Here is a 23,812-nt window from a genome sequence, read left to right on the forward strand (position 1 = left end):
GACGGCCCGGCGCCCCCGCGGCCTCAGACCTCGCGCACGCCGCTCCGCCACACCCCGCTGACCAGCGGTACGCCCGGCCGGTAGGCCAGGTGGACATGGCTCGGGGCGTCGAGCAGGAGCAGGTCGGCGCGGGCGCCCGGGGTGAGGCGGCCGATGTCGTCGCGGCGCAGGGCGGCGGCCCCGCCGGCCGTGGCGGACCACAGCGCCTCGTCCGGGGTCATCCCCATGTCCCGTACCGCGAGGGCGATGCAGAACGGCACGGACGAGGTGAACGACGAGCCCGGGTTGCAGTCGGTGGACAGGGCGACGGTGACGCCCGCGTCCAGCAGGCGGCGGGCGTCCGGCCACTCGGCGCGGGTGGAGAACTCGGCGCCGGGCAGCAGGGTGGCGACCGTTCGGCCGTTCGCGAGGGCGTCGACGTCCGCGTCCGTGAGGTGGGTGCAGTGGTCGGCGCTGGCGGCGTCCAGTTCGACGGCGAGTTGCACGCCGGGGCCGTAGGTGAGCTGGTTGGCGTGGACGCGCGGGTGCAGGCCCTTCGCCTTGCCCGCGGTGAGGATCGCGCGCGCCTGGTCGCCGTCGAAGGCGCCCTTCTCGCAGAAGACGTCGACCCAACGGGCGTACGGGGCGCAGGCGTCGAGCATCTCGCCGGTGACGAGGGCGACGTAGCCGGCCGGGTCCTCGGCGTGGTCCGGCGGGACGATGTGGGCGCCGAGGTAGGTGACCTCGTCGGTGTGGGCGGCGGCGATGCGCAGGGCGCGGGCCTCGTCCTCGACGGTCAGGCCGTAGCCGGACTTGGTCTCGAAGGTGGTGGTGCCCTGGCGCAGGGCCTCGTGGAGGTAGCGGGTGAGGTTGGCTTCCAGTTCCCCGTCGCTCGCCGCCCGGGTCGCCGCGACCGTCGTGCGGATGCCACCCGCGCTGTACGCCCGCCCCGACATCCGGGCGTTGAACTCCTGGGTGCGGTCGCCCGCGAAGACGAGGTGCGAGTGGGAGTCCACGAAGCCGGGGACGACGGCCCGGCCGCCTGCGTCGATCCGATTGTCAGTGGCGGGTGCTTTGCTTTGATCACCGGTCCACACGACGCGGTCGCCCTCGATGACGACCGCGGCGTCCTGGACCAGTCCGAGGGGGGATCTGTCACCGAGGGAGGGGTCGTTGGTGACCAGGGCGGCGATGTTGGTGATGAGCGTGCTTGCGGTGCTCGCGGAGTGGGCGGGGCTGACGGTCGTCGCGTTGCTCATGGCGTCCTTGGTTGCCTGGTCGGCGGTGGGGTCGGGTTCGGGGGCGGAGGCGGGCCGCGCGGACGGGCGGCCCGGGATCATCCGCGCAGGGCTGCGACGGCGTCCGCGAGGGCCTTCGGCACATCCGGTACGAGGGTGTGGGCCCCGTCCCGCACGACGTGCCGGCCCGCCACGACCGTATGCGACACGTCCGCTGCCGACGCGGCGAATACGGCCGTCTCGGCCCCGAGCCGCGGAAGCGGCCCTGCCGTCCTGACCGAGTCGAGCGCGATCGTCGTGAAGTCGGCGAGCGCGCCGGCCTCCAGGGTGCCCGCCTCGTCCCAGCCGAGGGCCGCGTGGCCGTCGGCGGAGGCCGCCCGCAGCAGGGCCGCCGCCGTCCAGTGACCGCGGGTGCGGGTGCGCAGGCGCTCGTTGAGCTCCATCGCGCGTGCCTCTTCGAGCAGGTCGACCACGGCGTGGCTGTCGGAGCCGAGGGACAGCGGTGAGCCCTCGTTCTGGAGGGCGACGGCCGGACCGATGCCGTCCGCGAGGTCCCGCTCGGTGGTCGGGCACATGCAGGTGCCGGTGCCGCTGCCGCCGATGAGGGAGATGTCCTCGGCGGTGAGGTGGGTGTTGTGGACGCCGGTGGTGCGCGGCCCGAGGACACCGTGCAGAGCGAGGAGCTGGGTGGGGGTGCAGCCGTGGACCTCCAGGCACGCCTCGTTCTCGGCGGTCTGCTCGGACAGGTGCACATGGAGCGGCGCCCGCCGCTCCTCGGCCCACCGCGCCACGGTCTGAAGCTGGTCGGCGGGCACGGCCCGTACGGAGTGGACGGCGGCCCCGATCCGTGCGTGATCCCGTTCCTTGAGAAGTGAAGAGCGTGCGGCCCAGGCCTCGGCGTTCCCGTCGGAGAAGCGGAGCTGGTGGGCGGTGGGCGGCTGCCCGAAGCCGGAGGAGAGATAGGCGGTGTCGAGGAGGGTGATGCGGACACCGGCATCGGCGGCGGCCGCGATGAGGGCCTCACCCATCGCGTTGGGGTCGGCGTAGGGGGTGCCGCCGGGCGCGTGGTGGACGTAGTGGAACTCGCCGACCGAGGTGATGCCGGCCAGCGCCATCTCGGCGTACACCGCGCGGGCGAGCGCGTGATAGGTCTGCGGGGTCAGCCGGTCGGCGACGGAGTACATGACCTCGCGCCAGGTCCAGAAGGTGCCCGAGCCGACCTGGACGGTGCCGCGCAGGGCGCGGTGGAAGGCGTGGCTGTGCGCGTTCGCCAGCCCGGGGAGGGTGAGACCGCGCAGGATCTCCGCGCCGGGCGGCGGGGTGGGGACGTCCGTGCGGACGGCGGCGATGCGACCGTCCGTCCCCGCGGCGGAGCCGCTTGTGGACACGGTCAGGGCGACGCCCGACGCGACATGCGTGTCGAGCCAGGCGTGCTCCAGCCAGTAGGTCTTGGTCGTCACCTGGAGGCCAGCCCTTCCAGTACGTCGGCGAGCGCGATGACCCCGGCCACGCAGTCGTCCTCGGCGGCGAACTCCGCCGGGGAGTGCGAGACGCCCGTGGGGTTGCGTACGAACAGCATGGCGGTCGGGACGCGCCCGGAGAGGATCCCGGCGTCGTGTCCGGCCCCGGTGCCCAGGACGGGCACGGTGAGGTCGGTGTCCTTGCCCAGGATGCGGCCCAGTTCGTCGCGCAGGGCGTGGTCGAACTCGACGACGGGCGTGAAGGACTCGCGGACGACGTCGAGCTCGATCCCGTGCGCGTCCGCGTAGCTCCGGGCCGCCTTCTCGATGCCGCCGACGACGGTGTCGAGACTTGTCTGGTTCTCGGCCCGGGAGTCGAGCCAGCCGCGCACCAGGGACGGGATGGCGTTGACGCCGTTCGGCTCGACGGCGATCTTGCCGAAGGTGGCGACGGCGCCGGCGAGTTCGGCCTCGCGGCGGGCCGCGAGCACGGTCTCGGCGTACGTCAGCATCGGGTCGCGCCGGTCCACGAGGCGGGTGGTGCCCGCGTGGTTGGCCTCGCCCCGGAAGTCGAACCGCCACCGGCCGTGCGGCCAGATCGCGCTGGCGATACCGACCCGGTCGCCGGAGAGGTCCAGCGCCCGGCCCTGCTCGACATGGAGTTCGACGAAGGCACCGATGCGGTCGAGCCGCTCCGGGTCGGCCCCGAGGGTGCCGGGGTCGTATCCGGCGGCCTCCATGGCCCGCGGCAGGCTCACTCCGTCGCCGTCGGTCAGCTTGTGGGCGCTGTCCACGGTGAGCTGTCCGGCGGTGAGCCGGGATCCGACGCAGGCGAGCCCGAAGCGGGCGCCCTCCTCGTCGCCGAAGTTGACGATGGCGAGGGGCCTCGCGAGGTCCGCGCCCCGGCCGCGCAGTTCGTCGAGCGCGGCGAAGGAGGACACCACGCCGAGAGGTCCGTCGAAGGCGCCGCCGTCCGGCACGGAGTCGAGGTGCGACCCGGTGACGACGGCGTCCCCGGCGGCGGGGTCACCGAGCCAGGCCCACTGGTTGCCGTTGCGGTCGACCTCGTAGGTGAGCCCGCGTGCCTCGGCCTGGTCCTGGAACCAGGCCCGGCAGTCGAGGTCGGCCCCGGTCCAGGCGAAGCGGCGGTAGCCGTGGGAGTCGGGGTGCCGGCCGATGGGGAGCAGGTCGCGCCACATCTCGTGGAAGGAACTGCCGCCCTGACCGGCACCCGGCGAAGCCGGAGCCTTGCCGTGCCCGCCCTCAACGTCCGTCACGCGTCGTCACCTTCGCGCATCGGCACTCGCACGCCCCGCTCGTCGGCGACCGACTCCGCGATGTCGTAACCGGCGTCCACGTGCCGGATGACGCCCATGCCGGGGTCGTTGGTCAGTACCCGGCGGATCTTCTCGCCGCCGAGCTTCGTGCCGTCGGCCACCGTCACCTGGCCGGCGTGGATGGAGCGGCCCATGCCGACGCCGCCGCCGTGGTGGATGGACACCCAGGAGGCGCCGGAGGCCACGTTGACCATGGCGTTCAGCAGCGGCCAGTCGGCGATCGCGTCCGAGCCGTCGAGCATGGCCTCGGTCTCGCGGTAGGGGGAGGCCACCGAACCGCAGTCCAGGTGGTCGCGGCCGATCGCCAGCGGCGCGGCCAGCTCACCGCTCGCCACCATGTCGTTGAAGCGCTCGCCGGCCTTGTCCCGCTCGCCGTAGCCGAGCCAGCAGATGCGCGCGGGCAGGCCCTGGAAGTGGACCCGCTCGCCGGCCATCCTGATCCAGCGGTGCAGGGACTCGTTCTCCGGGAAGAGCTCCAGGATCGCCTTGTCGGTCTTGGCGATGTCGGCCGGGTCGCCGGACAGGGCCGCCCAGCGGAAGGGGCCCTTGCCCTCGCAGAACAGGGGGCGGATGTAGGCGGGGACGAAGCCGGGGAAGGCGAACGCCCGGTCGTATCCGGCGAGCCGGGCCTCGCCGCGGATGGAGTTGCCGTAGTCGAAGACCTCGGCGCCGGCGTCCATGAAGCCGACCATGGCCTCGACGTGCCTGGCCATGGACTCGCGGGCCCGCTGGGTGAACCCGGCCGGGTCCTTCGCGGCGGCGTCGGCCATGTCCTCGAAGGCGACGCCGACCGGCAGGTAGGCCAGCGGGTCGTGGGCCGAGGTCTGGTCGGTGACGATGTCGATCGGGGCACCCTCGGCGAGCATCTGCGGGAGCAGCTCGGCGGCGTTGCCCAGGAGGCCGATGGACAGCGGCTTGCGCTGGTCGCGGGCCTCCGTGGCGAGGTGGAGCGCGTGGGCGAGGCTGTCGGCCCTCACGTCCAGGTAGCGGTGCTCGATGCGGCGTTCGATGGCGCGCGGGTCGCAGTCGACGCAGATGGCGACGCCGTCGTTCATGGTGACGGCGAGCGGCTGGGCACCGCCCATGCCGCCGAGGCCGGCGGTGAGGGTGATCGTCCCGGCGAGGGTGCCGCCGAACTTCTTCGCGGCGACGGCGGCGAAGGTCTCGTAGGTGCCCTGGAGGATGCCCTGGGTGCCGATGTAGATCCAGGAGCCGGCGGTCATCTGGCCGTACATGGTCAGGCCGAGGGCCTCCAGGCGGCGGAACTCCTCCCAGTTGGCCCAGTCGCCGACGAGGTTGGAGTTGGCGATGAGGACGCGCGGGGCCCACTCGTGGGTCTGCATGACGCCGACGGGACGGCCGGACTGGACGAGCATCGTCTCGTCCTGCTTGAGGCCCTTCAGCGTGCGCACCATGGCGTCGAAGGAGCGCCAGTCGCGGGCGGCCTTGCCGGTGCCGCCGTAGACGACGAGCTTGTCGGGGTGCTCGGCGACCTCGGGGTCGAGGTTGTTCTGGAGCATCCGCAGAGCGGCTTCCTGCTGCCATCCCAGGGCGCTCAGTTCCGTACCGCGCGGTGCTCGGACACCACCGGGGGGCGGCCCGTAGGGCCTTGTTCGGGGGTGGTGGTGGGAGACGGGCGGGCGGGGTCCTGACATGGTCTGCCTCCCAGCGGACTGTGACTGCGGACTGTTGAGATGGATATTCACATCCTGACTTCCTGAATAGAACTAGTCAATAGATCGGTGCGCCCGCACTGCCGCCGCTCTGGTGTTTGGCTGGATGCATGGGCTCGTACAACGACATGACGGGGGATGTTGTGGGCAACGGAATCGAGATCCCGGCCGGGGACGCGGAACGGGTGGGACGGCGCGACGACGCGGTGCGGGCGGCCGTGGAGCAGGGGCTGCTCGGGCCCTCCGCGCCCATCGTCGGCCTGCTCGACGTCATGGGCATCCGGGAGTCGGCGGCGGCCCTGCGGGCGGCGTTCGACGCGGTGGTGGCACCCGGCACCCCGGTGCTGCACGCCTTCGCGGTGAAGGCGACCCCGCTGGTGCCGGTGCTGCGGCTGCTGCGCGAGGAGGGCATCGGCGCGGAGGTGGCGAGCCCGGGCGAGCTGGCGCTGGCGCGGGCGGCGGGGCTCGGCCCGGAGGTGACGGTGCTGGACTCCCCCGCCAAGACACCGGCCGAGCTGCGTGAGGCACTGGCACTGGGCATCGCCGTCAACGCCGACAACCCGCAGGAGCTCGCGCGCATCGACGCCCTGATGAGCTCCGCCGCCAGCCGCTCACCGCTCGGGATCCGGGTGAATCCGCAGGTCGGCGGGGGCTCGATCGAGGCGACCTCGACGGCCACGGCGACCTCGAAGTTCGGGGTGGCGCTGCGCGACGAGGGGGCGCGCGAGTGGGTCGTACAGGCGTATCGGGACCGCCCGTGGCTGACCCGGCTGCACGCGCACACCGGCTCGCAGGGCATCCCGCTGTCGCTGATGGTCCAGGGGGTCACGCAGGCGTACGCGCTGGCCGAGGACATCAACCGGCGGATCGGGCGGCGGCAGATCGACACCCTCGACATCGGCGGCGGGCTGCCGGTGAACTTCGCGTCGGACGCGACCACGCCGACGTACGCGCAGTACGCGCGGCTGCTGAGCGAGGCGGTGCCGGGGCTGTTCGACGGGCGCTACGGCCTGGTCACGGAGTTCGGGCGGTCGCTGCTCGCCAAGCACGGGACGATCGTGGCGCGGGTCGAGTACGCCAAGAGCGCGGGCGGGCGGCCGGTGGCGGTCACGCACGCGGGCGTGCAGGTCGCCACGCGGACGGTGTACGCGCCGGGGAGCTGGCCGCTGCGGATCGCCGCGTACGACGGCAAGGGGCGCCCGAAGGACGGTCCGGACGTGGTGCAGGACGTGGCCGGGCCGGCCTGCTTCTCCGGCGACCTGCTCGCCGAGGGCGGCGCGCTGCCGCTGCTGGAGCAGGGCGACTTCGCGGCGGCGCTGGACACGGGGGCGTACTACTTCGCCCACCACTACGCGTACAACTCCCTTGCCCGGCCCGGCGTTCACGGCTTCGCACCGGACGCCGGCGGCACCATCGCCTTCGCGACGGTGCGCGAGGCACAGTCGCTCGACGAGATCGTGGCCGAATCGGGAGGGGCGCACGCGGCATCGCTCACCACCCTGAGCGCGCCGAAGAGCCGTTGACGCACGCCGACGCGGAGCAGTAGGCCATACGTGATCAACTGGACCGAAAGCAGGGCCAGTTGACCCACCTTAGTCCTCCGGCGCATGTTCCACTGGAAAATGCCTGAACGCTCACTCGCCGCACACACGTTGCGTAGTTTGGCGGTCACTCAGCCGAACCCCGCGGCGGGAGGGGAGCGACGGTGCCCGGAATCGACGAGTGCTTGCTGGAGACGATGCGGCTGCCCGGTGCGCGAGGCGCCGCGCTGGTCGACTGGACCAGCGGGCTGGCCCTGGGCACCGTGGGCGACCCACCGGGAGGAGATCACGAGACGGCCGCGGCCGAGGCCGCCGAACTGGCCCGGCTGGCCGCCGAGCAGGGGGCCTTCGGCACCGAGGACGACACGGACCCGGTGGATCCGCCGGTCGAGGACCTGATCCTCAGCAACCGCGACAGCTACCACGTGCTGCGGTTCGTGCCGACGTCGTTCGACAGCAGCGTGTTCCTGTACCTGTGGCTGGCCCGCGCGGACGGCAATCTCGCGCTGGCCCGTATCCGGCTCGGCGAGATGGCCGAACGGCTGGTGCTGGGATGACCGTGATCGCGAGCACCCCGCCGCCGCGGCTGCCGGTCCGGGACCGGCAGGTGGCCCTCAAGCAGGCCGGGGGCGGCGTCTCGCCGATGCTGACCCGGCTCGCCGAGGAGCAGGCCACCGGCGTGCTGGAGCGGGAGCACGGCACGCTCCACCTGGCCGAGGGCCGGGTCGTGCACGCCGAGAGCCCGCTCGCGCCCAGCCTCGGCATGCTGCTGACGGCTCACGGCGCACTGGACGCCGAGACCTGGCAGGGCATCGAGGACAGCGCCGAGCAGGGACGGCTCCTGGGCCACGGCGTCACGCCGGGCGCGCTGGAGCTGGCGCAGGTGAGCGCCCTGTACGACGCCGCGTACTTCGCGCTCGGCCCGAGCAGCACGCCCGGCCGCTTCCGCTACGGCACCGCGCACTGGCTCGCCTCGGTTCATCCGGTGCCGGTGGCCGAGCTGGAGCACGAGACGCTGCGCCGCCGCGCCCTGCTGCGCCGTATCTGGCCCGACCCGGCGACCGACGCGGCGCCCCTGATCCGGGCCGACCCGGTCGCGGCGCCCGTGGTGCCGTCCCGGCAGGCGGCCGTGCTGGAGCGAGTGGACGGCGTGCGCCGGGCCGCGGACATCGCCCGGGAGCTGGGCAGGCCGGCGTTCCACACGCTGGTGCACCTGAGGCGGCTGGCCGCCGCGGGGCTGGTGTCCCCGCAGCCGCCGCCCGCTCCGGATCCCCCGCCCGACGCCGCCGCCGATCCCTACGTCGCGCTGCTGAAGAGGGTCAGGGATGCGCTGGAGGCCCTTTGACCGCAAACCCTTCGAGGACCGCGAGCCGGGTGGGGTGCCTCGCCCACCGCAGCGGTCCCGAGCCGAGAGGAGAAACCTGATGGCGGCCGAGGCCCCGATACTCGACGAGTTCCGCCGGCTCAGAGCCCGTGTGCCCCAGCTGACCGGGGCGCTCGCGGCCGGCGTGGACGGCCTCGTGATCGCCCATGACACGCCCGGCGTGGAACCGGACGGCCTCGCCGCCCTGACCGCCGCCGCACTCGGCGTCGCGGTCCGGATGACGGACGCGACCGGCCGGGGCGACCTGCGCGAGCTGCTCGTCCGCGGCACCGACGGCTATGTCGCGACGTACGCGGCGGGCCGTACCGCCGTGCTGACCCTGCTCGCGACGGACCGCGTCAACGTCGGCCGGCTCCATCTGGAGGGCCGCCGGGCCGGTGCCCGGATCGGGGAGCTCGTCGACGCGGAGGCGCTGCCTGTGCGCAGGAGCCCCGCCAAGAGCTCCGCCAAGGAGCCCGCCAGACCCATGCCCACTCGCACGAAGACCGCGCGTTCCGCACGCACCACCGCCAACGCGCGCACCACTAACGAAAGTTGAGAGGAAGACACGTCATGGCCAACACCGAGACCACCCTGAAGGAATGCCTCGCTTCGATCGAGGGCGCGACCGGGGTCGCACTCGTCGACTACACCAGCGGGATGGCGCTCGGCACGCTGGGCGGCAGCAAGAGCTTCGACCTCAATGTCGCCGCCGCCGGCAACACCGACGTCGTCCGCGCCAAGATGCGCACGATGGAGCACCTCGGCCTCAAGGGCGGTATCGAGGACATCCTGATCACCCTCTCCGACCAGTACCACCTGATCAGGCTGATCGCCGGGCGCGGGGGCAACGGCCTGTTCCTCTATCTGGTGCTCGACGGCAAGCGGGCCAACCTGGCGATGGCCCGGCACCAGTTGAAGAAGATCGAGGAGGACCTGGAGGTCTGACCTAGACGAGCGCCGCGGTGCGGCGGCGGGCCCCGCCGGGGGCCGCGTCGCCCGCGGCGACACCCGTGGTGCGATAGCCCTTCACGGCCTTGCCTGCGGGGCGGCCGCCCCGGCCGTCGAGCCAGTCGACCCGCACCCACAGCAGGGCGCCCTCGGCCCGCTCCCGCCGCCCGAGCCACGCCGCCTTGAGCCGCAGCCCGGCTCCGTATCCCGCGAGCAGCATCCCGCCGGCCGCCGGCACCGCGAACGCGGCGCCCAGCGCGGCGAGGAACGCCAGGACCAGCCACCAGCGGTGGCCCCGGCGCCAGTTGCGCACGGCGACCGCGCGGACCTGGAGCACGTCGTGCTTGCCGGCGCGAGCGGCCGAGCCGATCAGCGCGGTGTAGCGCCCCCGGCGTACGGACGCCACCACGGCCGCCGTGACGATGAACAGCGCGGCGCCGGCCAGGACGCCGATCCTGCGGCCCGTGAAGCCCGGCACCAGCACGCCGACGCCGGCCGCGAACACCCCGAGCCACCACAGCGGGCCCGCCCCGGCCCGTACGACGACGGCCACCCTGGCCAGGCCCTGTCCTCCACCGCGTGCCACGTTCCGCCTCCTGTCTCAGCACTGTCCAGCCGCTGTGCGCGCACGCTAGCCAGCGAACGTGAGACGAGCCTTAAGAATCTCTCGGGAGGTCACTCGACGAACAGCCCCCGGTTCGCCGCCCGCGCGTCGAACTCCTCCAGCCGCGCCTGGGCGTCCGGCAGGTCGTCGCACATGGCCTCCAGCAGGACCCGGCCCAGCAGCATCGGCGCGCAGGCCGTGTCGAAGGCGAGGCCCGTGCCGACGGCGGCGGGCAGCAGCAGGTCGGACACCTTGGCGACCGGCGCGAACGCGGAGTCCGCGACCGTCACGACGGTCAGCCCGGCCTCCTTGGCGCAGGCGAGGGTGTCCACGACCTCGCGCGGATGCCGGGGCAGCGCGAAGCAGAGCAGGGCCGTGGCCCCGGCCCGTACGGCGGCGTCGATCCGGTCGTGGATCATCGTGCCGCCCTCGTGCAGCAGCCGTACGTCCGGATGGACCTTGGCGGCGAAGTACGCGAAGCCGTAGGCCTGGGAGGCCGCCGCCCGCAGGCCGAGCACCGGCAGCGGGCGCGAGGCGGAGAGCAGGCGTCCGGCCTTCCGCACCGGGCGCGGGTCGGCGAGCACCTCCGCCAGATGCCGCAGGTTCTCGATCTCGGCCTCGACGGCCTGCTGGTACTCGTTGTACGAGCCGGCGTCCGGGGCCTGCTCCACGGGCGCGACCTCGCGCAGGTGCCTGCGCAGCGCCGGGTAGCCGTCGAAGCCGAGGGCGACGGCGAAGCGGGTCACGGACGGCTGGCTGACCCCGGCGAGCTCCGCCAGCTCGACGCTGGACAGGAACGGCACGTCGGCGGCCCGCCGCACCATGCTGTGCGCGATGCGCCGCTGGGTCGGCGTGAGCCGGTGCCCTTCGAAGAGCGCCTGAAGTCGCGCGGCGGGGCTGTCCGTCCCGTTCGTGTTCCTGTCCGCGCTCATCCCGCGCTCCCCCTCCAGATCTCCGTGAACCGGTCAAGCAGTGCGGCCGCCGCCGTCACGTCGTCGGTGAGCGGACGGTCGGCCGGGTCGTCGTCGAGCACCGACTCGGCCAGCTCCATCGCCCGGCCGATCGGAAGCTCAGCGTCGGGCCCGAGGCCGCGCTGGCGCAACGCCCGTACCGCGGCCACGAGTTCACAGCCGACGACGAGACGGTACGCACCGCACGCGCGCAGTGTCTGCCGTGCGGCGAGCGAGGCGAAACTGGCCTGCTCCTCCACGCCCCGGGAGAGTACAGCGTGGCCGAGCGAGGCGGGGGCGGAGAAGGCGCGCAGGTCGCCGAGGGCGGCAGCGGCGGCGTACTCCAGGATCATCACACCGGAGGAGGCGGGTTCCTGATCGGCGAGGAAGGGCCTCAGGCGGGTGTAGGCGGGCTCGTTCAGGGTGGCGAGCCGGGACGTCGACAGCCGGGCCACCTGGGTCAGCGCCAGCCGGAAGTGGTCCAGGGCGAGGGCGAGTTGGGCCTGGTAGAAGCCGCCGTGGTGGTAGGCGGCCATGTCCTCCGGGGAGATGAGGGGGTTCTCGGCGGCGGCGTTGATCTCCACCGCGAGCACCTGCTCCAGGGCGTCGGCGGCGTCGTGCGCGGGGCCGTGTATCTGGGGCAGACAACGAAAGCCGTAGGGGTCCTGGATACGGCCCAGCGGCGGGGTGGGGCGGTCCTCGGCGCCGATCAGCTCCCGCATCCGGCGGGCGACCTCGGTGCTGCCCCGGTGCGGCCGGGCGGTGTGCACGGGGGCGGCGTACGCCTCGTGGGAGCCGTCGACGGCGAGCAGTGACAGGGCGGCGACGACCTGGGTGGCGGCGATGAGGCCGCGCAGTTCGTGCAGGGCGAGGGCGGCCTGGCCGAGGGTCAGGGCGTTGCTGCTGATGAACGCGAGGGCGTCGTTGTTGTCCAGCGGCTGCGGCTGCGGCGCCCCGGAGCCGCGCCAGGGGTGCTCGCCGGCCAGCGCGAGGCCGGTCTGCGCGAGCGCCGCGAGGTCGCCGGTGCCGACCGAGCCGAACTCGTTGACGACCGGGTGGGCGCCGCTCCGCAGTGCCTCGCACAGGGCGGTGATGACGGTGGGGCGCAGGCCCGCGCCGCCGGCCAGGAGCTGGTTGGCGCGTACGGCGAGCATGGCCCGCACCTGCCGGGCGGGCAGCTCCTCGCCGATGGCGCCGGCGTGGCTGCGCAGCAGGCGCAGGCCGTGCTCGGCCGCGGCCTCGGTGGGCACGTCCTCGTTCCGGTTCGCGCCGACGCCGGTGGAGCGGCCGTAGACGCGGCCGGTCGCGGCGATGAGACGGGCCGCGTCCCAGGACTCCTCGGCCCGCTTCATCGCGTCGGTCGCGGCCACCGGCCGGGCGGCCCCGTCGGCGAGGCGTGCGACGTCCTCGACGCCGAGCCCGATCCCGTCGAGGACGACGAGGCCGGTGCGCCCAGGAGTCACAACATCCGACGCGTCCACGATCCGAGACGACATCAAGCTCAACCTCCCCTCAGTCCGGACATCCCGTCTCACCCTTCGGTCATCCGTCACTTCGGGTCCATCCATCCGTGGACAACCTATTCAGCTATCAAGAACTCTGCATGATGTTATGCAGCCGGGCAAGGGGCACACCCGTGCCGCGGGGGCAGTCAATCCACGCCGAGTACCATTCGGCGAGGTTTTCCGGTCGGCACCGGTCGTAGAGGGCGTTCGTACAGAGAGGGATCGTGGGGAATGAGCGTGGTGGAGAGCTGGTCCCGCGTGATGAGTCTTCTTCAGGAGCATGCCCCGGCCGATCATGCGGATCTGCCCGGACCGGCCACTGCACAGATGCTCGCGGGCGCCGAGGAACGGATGGGCATCCCGCTCCCTCTGGAACTGCGCACGTGGCTGTTGCAGAACAATCTGGATCTTCCCGAGGAAGACGTGGACGACGACGTGGCGTGTTGTGGTTTCGACGGGTTTCCGGACGAGGGAAGCTTCTTTCTGGGCATCCGGGCGATGGAGAAGCTCTACGCGAACCACTCTGTGCCCGGTGGCATCAACCCTCCGGATCAGCCGGACAACCCGTTCTGGCGCAATGAGTGGATCCCGTTCCTGTCGGACCAGGACGCCTGGACAGGAAAGTTCGTCGACGTTCGGGACGGCCGTGTCGGCCGGTGGTTCGTGGGCGAGAACACGATCACGGGCGAGTACGCATCACTGGCCGACTATTTCGACTCCGTGGCGGAAATGCTGACGAAAATCGCCGAAGGAAGCCATCCGACCTGCTCGATCGCCGACGGACGACTCGTCTGGTTGTGAAACAGAAGTGCCCCCCGGTGGTTCCGGGGGGCACCTCTCATTGCCCGGTCACGGTGTGGGCGCGGTGAATCCGTCCAGGTCGAGCCAGTAGTCGTCGTCCTCCATCAGGCGTTGCTCCTTGATGAAGTCGCCGAACGGCCGCATCGACTGGGTGTTCTGCCAGTTCGACATCGAGGACCGGCCGCAGGGCTCCTTCCACGTCGGTGCCGGGGCATCAGGACGCAGGTGCAGCGTCATGGTGTCGTCGGCGTTGCGCCTGACATAGGTCTGCACGCATTCCTTGCCGCTGTAGTTGACGGGGTTGGGGCCTGCGGAGTTTCCGCCGCTCTGGAAGGAGTTGGCGAAGGCGAACTCGTCACAGCTCTTCGAGTCGGTCCGTGTCGCCCCTGCCTCCAGGGTCCACATGTCACTGAACAGGCCGGTGTCCTTGTAGCTCTTCCACTGCCTGCTGCAGATGAGCTGCCGGTTGCGGTCCGACTGAATCTTGCCGGAGCCGTCGACGGACATCTTGTTGGCCAGGTAGGTGAGCGGCTTGCCGCCGTTGCGGTTGCCCCAGTCGATGTTGGTCTTGCGCCACATCATGTCGATGTGTGCGGCGGCCCCCGGGAACTTCCTGGAGTTCATGACGTACGTCGGGTCGTAGCCGGAGAACACGCAGCCGGTGCCGGCGTTGGGGACTTCGTTGTCGCAGCGGATGTCCAGCTTGGACTTCTCGACTTCGAGCGGATTCGCGATCGGAGTGGCGTTGGCCGTACCGCTGAAGTACCAGTACGGGGTGATCGTGTTCTTGGTGGCGCCGCTGGGCGTCCACTTGAACCGCGTGGTGACGGTCCGCTGGAGCGTGTCGCCCTTCTTGAAGATCTTCGACCCGTCCCAGTTGACACTGGTGATGTTGCAGTACCCGCGGCACTTGGCCTGGTAGTCCATGTCGACGGTGTTCATCACACCGCTCATCGACTTCAGCCTGATCGTGGTGACCTGGGAGAACTCATCACTCGCCGGGTCGAGGTAGATCGTGTTGTAGTAGTCGAAGGACGCGTTTCCGTCCGGTGTGTTGTTCGAGTAGTGATTCACCCAGAGCTCGTCGTGGAGACAGCTGTTGGTGCGCTTGCGGGTGATGGAGAGGGACACCGTCGAGCACGACGCGGTGCTCATGGTGGTCGCCATCGGCGCCGCCGTGGCGGAGCCGGCCGAGAACCCGCTGACATCGGGGAAAAGGCTGTCGGTGATGTCCTCGCCGGGCTCGACCGGGGCCGGGTCCGGTGCGGTCGGGTCGGCCGTCATGCTGCCGGTCATCTTCAGGCCGTTGTACGTGCCCGGGACGAACGCCAGCGCGTCGAAGGCGATGTCCGCGCTCCCGCTGCCGCCGTTGAAGTTGTCGAGCTGCACCTCGGGGATCTGGTCACCGAAGTCGTAGGCGCCCAGGTCCACCCACTTGTTGGACTCGTTCGCCGTCTGCGAGATGGCCACTTCCTCTTCCCCGGCAGGGGTCTGGATCCGGTAGACGGCGTTGGAGGTCTGCGCCCCGTGGTCGGGGATGTGCGCGAAGACCTTCGCCTGGCGCGTGGTGTTGGTCAGCGGAGCGTTCAGCTTCCACGTGCCCGCGACCTTCATCCGGTTGGCGTTGGCCGGGTAGGACTCCGGCGAGCGGGTGTGCGTGAACCAGAAGTGGTTGCCGTAGCCCGCGCCGATCTGGTGCGTGTCGATCTTCGCCGGATACGTCGTGACGGTGGTCGGGTTGTCCGTCCCGTCGTCGGTGAGATCCATCTGGGTGTCCCACGGAACGAACGTGAAGCTGAACGTGCCGCTGGAATTCACCGCCCCGCAGCCGCGGTTGGTGTCGACTCCCGCGGGTGTGGTGCCGTCGGGCAGATCGTCGACCACCAGGGCGTTGGCGGGCAGGGCCGAGGCGGAGCAGTTCGGCGGGTACGAGCCGGCATCCGCCTGTTCGCCGTACGACGTACTGAAGCGGTGCACACCGTTGCCGCACTCGGCGAGCAGTTCACAGTCCTTCCACTGCTCCTTGGTGATCTCCTCGTGCCACCAGCAGTGGAGCCAGTGCGGGTTGGTGTCGCTGTCGCCCGAGTCGAGGGTGCAGGCGCCCAGGCCCTGGTCGTTGGAGTCGTTGTCGCCGATCTTGGACGGGTCGCAGTAGTTCGACGCGGTGCAGAAGAGATCGACGGGAGGCTTGGCGTTGGAGCGGTCCTCGTTGGTTGTCCACCACGCGGAACGGTAGCCCGCCTGGAAGTCACCGGGCGCGAACATCGCCGAGATCGGGCGGGCCGCCCAGCCGATCACCTTCTCCTGGTACGGCCAGTCCTGCGGGTGCGCGGCGTGGCTGTAGTCGTCACCGGAGGGGTCGGACGCGTTCTGCAGGAACGGGACGCGGTTGGCCTTCCACAGCGGGTTGGCCGGGTTGTTGGTCCAGCCGACGCCCGAGTGCCCCTGTGAGTCGGCGGTGTCGTAGAAGCCGGAGTTGTATGCCCACAGGGCGAAGAACCAGTTCTCGATCCACTTGGGGTGGCCGCCGTTGATCGTCATGCCGGCGTTGTAGGTCTGGTTCCACTTCTCCGACAGGATCCGCACACCGGCGGCGATGTTCGCCGTGTAGTCCAGGGCGACGGCTTCCTGCGCGAGGGGCGACAGGGCGGTCTCGCCGGGCTTGGTCCTGCCCGCGAGGCGCATACCGTCGGTGGCCTGGGTGATGCCGTAACCGCAGTCGGCGTCCGCCCAGTTGATCCGCCAGGGGTCGAGCTGTTCACCGTCGGCGGCGTAGTCGACACCGTAGTAGTTGCCGATCAGGGAGTTGGCGGTGACACCGGGCACGGCAAAGCGGGTGGCCTGCCACATGTTGGACTCCTGCGCGGTGATGCCGAGCATCACCTGCGCGGGAATGTGCCATTTGTCGGTGACATCGGGGTCCTCGTTGTCGAGGGTGCCGTTGGGGTCACCGGCGAGCACGGTCGGCGGGAAGAGGCCCTGCGGCTGGTAGCCACCGGTCCCGGTGTTCTTCCAGTTCCCTTCGCGGTAGAAGTTCAGCTCGCCGACGACGGCCTGGTCCACGGCCCACTCGACCTGGCGCGGGGTGGGCTGGAAGGCCTGCTTCTTCGCATCGTTGCGGGCCACCGCGCAGTAGCGTTCCCCGGTGCCTTCGCTGGGGTTGTCGGCCTGGGCGGTGAGGGCCCGGGTGCTGACGGTCTGCGTGGACAGGCCGTCTTCGCTCTGCTTGGCCGTGTCCGGGCCGGACTCGACCGGGCCGCCGGTGGGCAGGGCGGGCGACAGGACACGCCCCTGGGCCTCGTCGCCCACGCGGTGGGCACCGGGACGCAGATCGAGGGTCACGGACCTGCCGGACTCCAGCATGCGCAGGACCGTACGCGCGGGGCGGGGCTCGGCCGCGTCCTCCGGGTTGACCAGGGTGGTCTTCCCGTCGGACCAGGTGGTGGTCAGCGCTGTCCTGCCGTGGCTGGAGATCGCCGCGCCCTTGGGGAGTCTGCCCGGGTTGTGCACCCGCTTCGGCAGCGTTCCGGACGTGGCGGCACCGGTGACGAACACCTCGCCGCGTGCCGAGCGGGTCAGGTCCCAGGCTTCGAGCTTGCCGGACACGACGGTGACGGGCTCGCTCTTCCGGCCCTTCTCGACCTTGGCACGGTCGAGGTGCTTGGCCCAGCTGGTCGGCGTCCTGGATGCCTTCTTGTCCAGCTCGCGGTCGATGAAGGTGATGCCGCCGTCGGCGTCGGCGGTGATCTCGAACGGCACCGTCGTGGTGGACGCCAGTGTCTTCTCGGCCGTGCCGTTGATCCGTACCAGCTTGTTGCCGTGCGCGGCGACGATGCCCGCGCGGGTGGGGATGGCCGAGGTGACCGCCCCTGCGAGCGTGACCGGCTCGGACTCCTTGCCGGTTGCCGCGTCGACGGTGATCAGGCGGGTCTGCTGCTTCTTGTCACCGTCGTGGCTGAGCTGGGTGAACACCGCCTTCTCACCCTGGCCGCAGCCGGGCGAGAAGTAGGCGAGCGACGACTGGAACGGCAGCTTGGTGACCTTGCCCGACTGCAGATCGACCACTGCGGTGAACGCGCCGCGCACCATCAGCTCGGGCTTGTTGGTGAACATACGCGGCGCGTACGAGACGGCCGCGTACTTGCCGGACCCGGTGACGCAGTGGTTGCCGATCCAGGTGTCCGAGGCGAATCCGTCCTCGAACAGGCTGGCTATCGTGCGCAGTTGATAGCCGTCCTTCTCCTCGCCCGCGAGGAGGTGGAAGCCGGTGCCGTCGCCGGTCGTGGTGACGGCGGTGTCGGCGGATTGCGCGTAGTCCTTGCCGAGCAGTCCGGCGCGGTCCTTCGCGGGGATCGCGGAAGGCTTCGGGGAGAGCTTCTTCTGCTCCTGCGTGGCATCGTTCCAGCCCTGCGCCGCGCCCTTGGGCGGTTTTGGTTCCCCGGCCTGTGCCGGCAGGCTCAGCGGTATCGCCAGCACGGTGGTCACCGCGAGGGTGAGCGGCACGCGCAGGCGTATACGTCTCTGTCTCAACTTCTTTTCTTCTCCGATCACTTGACAGCCTTGGCGGCCGCAAGGACCTTGCTCATGCGCGTCTTGACCGCGGTGAGCTGGTCCTTGTTCTCCTCGATCAGCCGCTTCTGGACTGCCGACTCCGCCTTGAACCAGACCTCGATCAGACGGGTCTGCTCCTTGCAGTCGATGTCGTCCAGCGCGAGCTCGATCGCGTCTTCGGTGGTGCCGTCACCGTTGGCGTAGCCCTGCTCCATGGCCCTGTACGGGTCCGCGGCGGACCGTCCCCGCTTCTTCATGCAGGCCGACCAGTCCTTGATGGCCTTCTTGACCGGCTTGCGCGACCGGGACTCCGAGAGGCTTGTCGAGGCGAGCTGTGAGACATGGCCCGCATCCGACTCGTTCAGCTTGAGCTGTCGCTTGGACCATCCGGCGCAGCCACCCTCGTGCAGCTTCTTGCCCTGGTACCGGGCGCGGGCGGGTTCGGAGTCCGCACCGGTGAAGTACGGCCCGTCGCCCTCGGCGCCCTCGGGCGGAAGGAACTCGGGCTTGGTGCGCCCGGTCAGCACCTCGACCTCCACACCCGAAAGCCCCTTGTCGACCGGTTCGGTGCTCCGGGTCAGCTCCTTCGGCAGCCCGTACCCGTACTTCTCCGCCCGGGTACGGTCGGTGACGCCGTAACGGGCCTCGATCGACATGGCGTTGCTGTACGGCGGCGGGTTCACACCGGGGCGCGGCAGGTCGACGGTGAGCCCGTACTCGGCCATGCACCGCGTCTGGAGGGTGCGCAACGCGGTGTCCACAGTGACCTGATCCGCGTACGAGGACATATAGGCCTCAAGCGGCAGCTCCAAGCCCTTGACCAGTCCTGAGGCAGGGGTCTCCGCGGGCCAGTGGCTCCGGTCGAGCGGGGTGTGGTCCTTCGCCGGGCCGGAGCCCGATCCGGACGACGAGCATGCGCCGAGCGATATTGCCGCGAGCATGACAGCTGCTGCGGCGGTCGTTGACTTGAGGACGTGCACGGGCCTTCCTTGTCTGCGTAGAGCGCCGGGGGAGAACGCTGTCGTTGTTCAACTGGTCAGCGGGCGTCGAAGAGGGCCCGGGTGATGCCACCCGGGCTTGCGCCGCCTCGACCGAGGGCTCCGCTGAACGCGGTGAGCCATGCGTGATCTGCCCGTCCCGTACGCTGCTCCGCGATGCCGGCCATGGAACCGAACGTTTCGCTGATGCCGTTCATGGTTCGAGCACCGGTGCCGTGGGATGCGTTGCGGTGCGGCTTGTCGCGCAGTTGCCGGGCGATCGGACCGGGGAGGGAGCTTTTCGCCTGCGCCCGGTCCGTTCCGACCACGTTCGGGTTCGCCAACAGGGGCAGAAGGTGTTCCCCGTCTTATTCTCGGTCGACGACGGGAGTGAACTCGTCGACGTAGATCTTCGGAACCCGCGGAGGCGGACCCATGTCCTCCGAGCCGATCACCGCAGCATCCCGGCCGGTTTCGCCCGGAGGGACATCCTGAAGCCAGAACCGGTTGTGCGCGGTCCAGCCCTCACCGTCAGCGATGCTGATCTGGACCGAATACGTCGCATCCCGCTCGTGGGTATTGGTCACCTCGATCTCGGTACGCACGCCGCTGCTTTCCGGCGTGGCACGGACGACCAGGTCTCCGTACTCCAGGACACGCGTCCGGCCTTCGGAGTGCACCGAAGGCACCGGCGACGGACGCGCCTGCGGACTGCTCTGCTCCGGGCTCGGAGTCACCGGCCGCTGCGACGCCGGGGCACTGTCGGCCGCGCCGTCCGTACACCCGGCGGCCAGCACCCCCGCCGCCGTCAGACACAGCGCCCGGACCACCCACCGTCCGGAGACTCCGGCACCGGCCTTCACTGGGCGGAAGCCGTCATCTGCCGGCGCGCGGCGGCGACTTCCTTGCCGTGCTGCCCCTTGATGCCGGTCAGCCGGCTCTTGTTGTCGGCGATCTGCTTGTTCTGGATCGCGGACTCCACACCGAACCAGATCTTCACCAGGTCCGTCTGCGTCTTGCAGTCGATGTCGTCGACCGCCAGCGCGATGGACTCCGTCGTCGGCTTCCCGTCGATGGTGACCCCCTGGTCCATGGCCTTGTACGGATCGGCAAGTCCCGTGTGTCCCTTGCCGTCCATGCAGGAGGACCATGCGGCGACGGCCTTGATGACCTTGTCGTCCTGCATGGACTGTTCCATGCTGTCGCCGGCGAGCTGCGCCACGAAGGCCGGGTCGGTGTCCTGCACGCCGAGCTGCTCCTTGGACCAGCCGACGCAGCCACCCGTCTTCAACTTCTTCCCGTTGTACTCCGCCCGAGCCGGCTTCACGCCCTGGTCCGGGGCGGCGACCGGCTCGCCCGCCGAGGCCGCGCCGGGCGCCTTGGGCGGTTCGGGCTTGGTGTGGCCGGTCAGGACCTCGACCTCGACACCGGACAGATCACGCAGGGTCTGCCGGGTGTGCTCCTGCAGCGCCGGGGGGAGCTCGTAGCCGTACTTCTCGGCGTCGGCCCGGTCGGTGAGGCCATAACGGCGTTCGATGTTGGCGTCGTTGTCACTGGGAGGCGGGTTGGCTCCCGCCCGCGGCAGCGTCAGGTCGATGCCGTAGTCCTTCATACAGGACTGCTGAAGATCACTGGCGGCCTGCTCCACGGTGACCTGCTCCTCGTAGGAGGCCATGTACGCCTCCAGCGGCAGCGTCAGATCCTTGGTCAGGCCGCGGGTGGGTATCTTCTCGGGCCAGTTCTCCTTGTTCACGATCGGTCTGCCGTCGGCCGCGTTTTTCGTCGTGTCCGCAGTGGTGCCGGAGGAGCAGGCGCTGACCAGGAGAGCGGAAGCGGTCAGGGCTACGGCGGTGGCGATCCGCTTGATGTTCTTCACGGGGGGGGGTCCTTCTTACGCGAAGTGGGAGGAGGCGTTGTTGTTCTTCAGGGCGGAGATCAGGTTGGTGATGTTGCAGTCGCCGTAGGGGCCGTTCTTCGCGAAGTACTGAGAGGTGCCGCCGTAGCCGGAGTTGTAGTAGACGCGGTAGTTGTCGTCCCGGGCGCAGTTCTGCACGGACGCCGCGTTGTTCTTCATGTACTGGCCGTTGCCGTTGCCGCCGTTGCCGAAGACGTACCGGTAGGTCGTCAGCGACGATCCCTGGTACTGGCTCGTCCCCCAGTGGTCGGACACGTTGCCGTAGAACCACGTGAACGCCGACTTGTAATAGCCGTCCTGGACGGCGATTTCCTTCGAGTTGTAGAACAGCCACAAATCACCGTACGAGCAGTTGATCCATGGAACATCACAGTTGTCGGTGACGTTGTAGGTCGCGGCCTGGGCAGGACCGGCGGTCGCCATCACAGCCGCCACGGCCGCGAAGGACGTGGCGCAGGCGGCCATCTTCTTCCCGATGCGGAAGCCCCTCATCACATCTCCATCGATAGATCATTTGTACGAGGACGATCTTCACGCTCGGATTAGTGTCATGGCCATGAAAGTTGCCTGATCGTGATCTGCCTGGCCCCGCACCCGTGAGACGCCCGGCGCGCCCCCCGGTGAACAGGGGGGCTAACCCCAGTGCGGTGGTATCCCCCGCTCCCTACCTTGGGCGTATGACCGGAATGGACGCGCGGGACACCGAGCTCAAGAAGGAACTGAACGCCACCTTGCAGGCACGCAGGGAACTGGGCGAGGACTACGAGTCCGCGCTGGTCGACTCGTTCATGGAGAAGGTCGACCAGCGCATCGACGGGGCTGTCGAGCGCCGGCTGCGGCGCCGGCTGGCCGAGCAGCAGATGGTGGTGGCGCGGGGCGCGCGGTCGCCGAAGCCGACGGACACCTTCGGCGAGCGCTTCGGCTTCGGCATCGTCACGCTGGTCGTGGCGATCCCGCTGTCCGGGATCGGCGGCGGCGTGGCCGGCCTCTCCGGTCTGCTGGTCACCTGGGTCGGCATCGTCGGCGTCAACGTCGTCCAGGCGGTGCGCACCAACCCCGGCTTCTTCCGGGGCTGGCGCCGCAGGCCCAAGGACGAGGACCGCTGGGAGGACTGAGCCTCCCGGTGGACCGGCGCCCTCACGCCTGCCGGGTGGGCATCGCCATGATCTGCCGCAGGTTCACGTGCCGGGGCCGGCTCACCGCGTACGCCACCACATCGGCGAGTTCCTCTGCCGCCAGCGTCCCGACGGCCTCCAGCATGCCGTCGACCTGTCCCGCCACCTCCGCGTTGTCGGTGTGCAGCCGCAGCTCGCTCTCCACGAACCCCGGCTCCACATTGGTCACCCGCACGTCACGCGGCCCGAACTCGGTGCGCAGGCACTGGGAGAGATGCGTGACGGCGGCCTTGGTGGCCCCGTACACCGCGTAGTTGGGGAACGCGAGATGGGCGCCGACCGACGAGATGTCGACCAGGTCGGCCGTGCGGCCCGCGCCGGCCGCCACCAGATCGCCGGTGAACGCCCGGATGACGCGCAGCACCCCGGTCACATTGGTGTCGATCATCCGCTGCCACTCGTCCAGCCGCCCGGCCTCCACGGGGTTGCCCAGCATGACGCCGGCGTTGTTGACGACGAGGTCCACGGGCCCGTACGCCTCGTGGATCCGTTCCACGGCGGCGGCCACGGACGCGTCGTCGGTGACGTCCGCGACGACGGCCAGCGCACGGCCGCCGCCCGCGGTGATCTTCGCGGCGACCTCGTCCAGCCGCTGCTCGCGCCGGGCCAGCAGCGCGACCCGGGCGCCCCGCTCGGCGAGCAGCACGGCGACGGCCTCGCCGATCCCGCTCGCCGCTCCGGTCACTACGGCGGTACGGCCGGTCAGATTCTCGTACGACATGGGACTCCTCCTGGTGAGGGGGCCACCGGGGCCTCTCCCCGGCGGCCGGCGAACACCCCTCACCCTCGGCCGCCGCGCCCGCCCCACCCAGGGATGCGTTGTTCCTGTGTCTGGCAGTACCAGGCTCACGCCCCGGCACGCGGCTACGCTCGAAACCATGGACGGGGACCTGGGAGACTTCCTGCGCTCGCGCCGCGGGCGGATCCGGCCGGAGGAGGTGGGCCTGCCCTCGTACGGGCGGCGCCGCGTCCCGGGCCTGCGCCGCGAGGAGGTGGCGCAGCTGGCCGGGGTGAGCGTCGACTACTACGTCCGTCTGGAGCAGGGACGGGGACAGCGCGTCTCCGACTCCGTGCTGGACGCGATCGCCCGGGTCCTGCGGCTGGACGAGACGGAGCACACGTATCTGCGCACGGTGGCCCGGCCCCGGCGCCGCGGCCCGCGCCGCCCGGAGGCCGCGCGTGTCCGCCCAGGCGTCCAGGCGCTGCTGGACAGCATGGACCGCACGCCGGCCTTCGTGATCGGCCCGCGCATGGACGTCCTCGCGTGGAACTCCCTGGCCGACGCGCTGAACGGCTACGGCGACACGGCCCCCCAGGACCGCAACATCCCCCGGCACGTCTTCCTCGACCCGGCCGCCCACGACCTCTACCCGGACTGGCCCGGCATCGCCGCCCAGGCGGTCGCCCACCTGCGGCTGAACGCCGGCCACCGGCCCGACGACCCCGAGCTGGACGCCCTCGTCGGTGAACTCTGCGGCAGGAGCGAGGACTTCCGCCGGCTGTGGACGGTCCACGACGTCCAGGCCTGCATGGCAGGTACCAAACGCATCGACCACCCACTGGCGGGCCTGCTGTCTCTCCCCTTCGAGACCCTGACGGTCCCGACGGACCCGGAACAGACGGTGGTGGTCTACACACCGGACCGGGGTTCGGAGACGGCGGAACGGCTGGCGATGCTGGGGAGTTGGACCGCGGCGGCGCGCTGAGGCGGCCGGGGCCGCTGGAAGATCCGCCGCGACGGCGCGCAGCCACGACGGCGTTCTCCGGCGGAGCGGAACCGGCCTCGCCCGAC

The 23,812-nt window shown here is 70.7% G+C and carries 22 protein-coding genes; 8 read left to right on the forward strand and 14 right to left on the reverse strand.

Annotated features, from left to right (window positions below):
* Nucleotides 1–23 precede the first annotated feature (23 nt).
* From hutI to hutU, 4 genes are read right to left on the reverse strand one after another with little or no spacing between them, the layout of a single operon-like run.
* The gene (hutI, locus tag AC3ETA_RS26545) at nt 24–1,319 is read right to left on the reverse strand and encodes an imidazolonepropionase (protein WP_432195415.1); all 1,296 of its coding nucleotides are present in this window, start codon (nt 1,317–1,319) and stop codon (nt 24–26) included.
* Nucleotides 1,316–2,677 (reverse strand): formimidoylglutamate deiminase, encoded by a 1,362-nt coding sequence (locus tag AC3ETA_RS26550; RefSeq protein ID WP_432195416.1) that lies wholly within the window; start codon nt 2,675–2,677, stop codon nt 1,316–1,318. Before AC3ETA_RS26550 ends, hutI begins: the two co-directional genes overlap by 4 nt.
* Entirely contained in the window at nt 2,674–3,954 is a 1,281-nt protein-coding gene (locus AC3ETA_RS26555; RefSeq protein WP_432195417.1) for an allantoate amidohydrolase, read from the reverse strand. Before AC3ETA_RS26555 ends, AC3ETA_RS26550 begins: the two co-directional genes overlap by 4 nt.
* Complete coding sequence (gene hutU, locus AC3ETA_RS26560) at nt 3,951–5,669, reverse strand: urocanate hydratase (RefSeq protein ID WP_432195418.1); 1,719 nt, start codon at nt 5,667–5,669, stop codon at nt 3,951–3,953. Before hutU ends, AC3ETA_RS26555 begins: the two co-directional genes overlap by 4 nt.
* A gap of 128 nt (nt 5,670–5,797) precedes the next feature.
* Between hutU and AC3ETA_RS26565 the strand changes: the two genes are divergently transcribed.
* The 5 genes from AC3ETA_RS26565 (at nt 5,798) to AC3ETA_RS26585 (ending at nt 9,539) form a co-directional block, all read left to right on the forward strand.
* Nucleotides 5,798–7,210: a type III PLP-dependent enzyme domain-containing protein gene (locus AC3ETA_RS26565; RefSeq protein WP_432195419.1), complete on the forward strand. Its 1,413-nt coding sequence runs from the start codon at nt 5,798–5,800 to the stop codon at nt 7,208–7,210.
* Nucleotides 7,211–7,392: 182 nt separating this feature from the next.
* Nucleotides 7,393–7,785 carry a hypothetical protein gene (locus AC3ETA_RS26570; protein ID WP_432195420.1) on the forward strand — a complete coding sequence of 131 codons (393 nt, stop codon included), beginning with the start codon at nt 7,393–7,395 and terminating at the stop codon, nt 7,783–7,785.
* Complete coding sequence (locus AC3ETA_RS26575; protein ID WP_432195421.1) at nt 7,782–8,573, forward strand: transcriptional regulator; 792 nt, start codon at nt 7,782–7,784, stop codon at nt 8,571–8,573. The genes AC3ETA_RS26570 and AC3ETA_RS26575 overlap by 4 nt, the downstream gene beginning before the upstream one ends.
* A gap of 79 nt (nt 8,574–8,652) precedes the next feature.
* Nucleotides 8,653–9,150, forward strand: a complete 498-nt coding sequence (locus AC3ETA_RS26580) for a roadblock/LC7 domain-containing protein (RefSeq protein WP_432195422.1) — start codon at nt 8,653–8,655, stop codon at nt 9,148–9,150.
* 14 nt (nt 9,151–9,164) lie between these two features.
* Complete coding sequence (locus AC3ETA_RS26585; protein WP_030965085.1) at nt 9,165–9,539, forward strand: roadblock/LC7 domain-containing protein; 375 nt, start codon at nt 9,165–9,167, stop codon at nt 9,537–9,539.
* Between the two features lies 1 nt (nt 9,540).
* On the opposite strand, the gene AC3ETA_RS26590 is transcribed toward AC3ETA_RS26585, so the two are convergent.
* The 3 genes from AC3ETA_RS26590 to AC3ETA_RS26600 all read right to left on the reverse strand — a co-directional run bounded on the left by AC3ETA_RS26590 (nt 9,541) and on the right by AC3ETA_RS26600 (nt 12,592).
* Complete coding sequence (locus tag AC3ETA_RS26590; protein ID WP_432195423.1) at nt 9,541–10,128, reverse strand: hypothetical protein; 588 nt, start codon at nt 10,126–10,128, stop codon at nt 9,541–9,543.
* An 89-nt stretch (nt 10,129–10,217) separates the two neighbouring features.
* Complete coding sequence (locus AC3ETA_RS26595; protein ID WP_432195424.1) at nt 10,218–11,078, reverse strand: MurR/RpiR family transcriptional regulator; 861 nt, start codon at nt 11,076–11,078, stop codon at nt 10,218–10,220.
* Nucleotides 11,075–12,592 (reverse strand): aromatic amino acid ammonia-lyase, encoded by a 1,518-nt coding sequence (locus tag AC3ETA_RS26600; RefSeq protein WP_432195425.1) that lies wholly within the window; start codon nt 12,590–12,592, stop codon nt 11,075–11,077. Before AC3ETA_RS26600 ends, AC3ETA_RS26595 begins: the two co-directional genes overlap by 4 nt.
* Nucleotides 12,593–12,832: 240 nt before the next feature.
* Here AC3ETA_RS26600 and AC3ETA_RS26605 point away from each other — a divergent pair, with 240 nt between their 5' ends.
* Nucleotides 12,833–13,402, forward strand: a complete 570-nt coding sequence (locus AC3ETA_RS26605) for an SMI1/KNR4 family protein (RefSeq protein WP_432195426.1) — start codon at nt 12,833–12,835, stop codon at nt 13,400–13,402.
* 48 nt (nt 13,403–13,450) lie between these two features.
* Here the strand turns inward: AC3ETA_RS26605 and AC3ETA_RS26610 are convergent, their stop codons facing one another.
* The 6 genes from AC3ETA_RS26610 to AC3ETA_RS26635 form a co-directional block, all read right to left on the reverse strand.
* On the reverse strand, nt 13,451–17,932 hold the full coding sequence (locus AC3ETA_RS26610; protein ID WP_432195427.1) for a carbohydrate-binding protein: 4,482 nt from the start codon (nt 17,930–17,932) through the stop codon (nt 13,451–13,453).
* Nucleotides 17,933–17,949: 17 nt separating this feature from the next.
* The gene (locus AC3ETA_RS26615; RefSeq protein ID WP_432195428.1) at nt 17,950–18,933 is read right to left on the reverse strand and encodes a hypothetical protein; all 984 of its coding nucleotides are present in this window, start codon (nt 18,931–18,933) and stop codon (nt 17,950–17,952) included.
* 56 nt (nt 18,934–18,989) lie between these two features.
* Nucleotides 18,990–19,274, reverse strand: a complete 285-nt coding sequence (locus AC3ETA_RS26620; RefSeq protein WP_432195429.1) for a hypothetical protein — start codon at nt 19,272–19,274, stop codon at nt 18,990–18,992.
* A gap of 24 nt (nt 19,275–19,298) precedes the next feature.
* Nucleotides 19,299–19,727, reverse strand: coding sequence for a hypothetical protein (locus AC3ETA_RS26625; RefSeq protein WP_432195430.1), 429 nt, complete (start codon nt 19,725–19,727; stop codon nt 19,299–19,301).
* A gap of 62 nt (nt 19,728–19,789) precedes the next feature.
* Entirely contained in the window at nt 19,790–20,806 is a 1,017-nt protein-coding gene (locus AC3ETA_RS26630) for a hypothetical protein (RefSeq protein ID WP_432195431.1), read from the reverse strand.
* Between the two features lie 15 nt (nt 20,807–20,821).
* Complete coding sequence (locus tag AC3ETA_RS26635) at nt 20,822–21,337, reverse strand: hypothetical protein (protein WP_432195432.1); 516 nt, start codon at nt 21,335–21,337, stop codon at nt 20,822–20,824.
* A 185-nt stretch (nt 21,338–21,522) separates the two neighbouring features.
* Here AC3ETA_RS26635 and AC3ETA_RS26640 point away from each other — a divergent pair, with 185 nt between their 5' ends.
* Nucleotides 21,523–21,960: a hypothetical protein gene (locus AC3ETA_RS26640; RefSeq protein WP_432195433.1), complete on the forward strand. Its 438-nt coding sequence runs from the start codon at nt 21,523–21,525 to the stop codon at nt 21,958–21,960.
* A gap of 22 nt (nt 21,961–21,982) precedes the next feature.
* On the opposite strand, the gene AC3ETA_RS26645 is transcribed toward AC3ETA_RS26640, so the two are convergent.
* The gene (locus AC3ETA_RS26645; protein WP_432195434.1) at nt 21,983–22,741 is read right to left on the reverse strand and encodes an SDR family oxidoreductase; all 759 of its coding nucleotides are present in this window, start codon (nt 22,739–22,741) and stop codon (nt 21,983–21,985) included.
* A 157-nt stretch (nt 22,742–22,898) separates the two neighbouring features.
* Between AC3ETA_RS26645 and AC3ETA_RS26650 the strand changes: the two genes are divergently transcribed.
* Entirely contained in the window at nt 22,899–23,726 is an 828-nt protein-coding gene (locus AC3ETA_RS26650; RefSeq protein ID WP_432195435.1) for a helix-turn-helix transcriptional regulator, read from the forward strand.
* Nucleotides 23,727–23,812 lie beyond the last annotated feature (86 nt).

This window comes from Streptomyces sp. bgisy027, assembly GCF_057710365.1.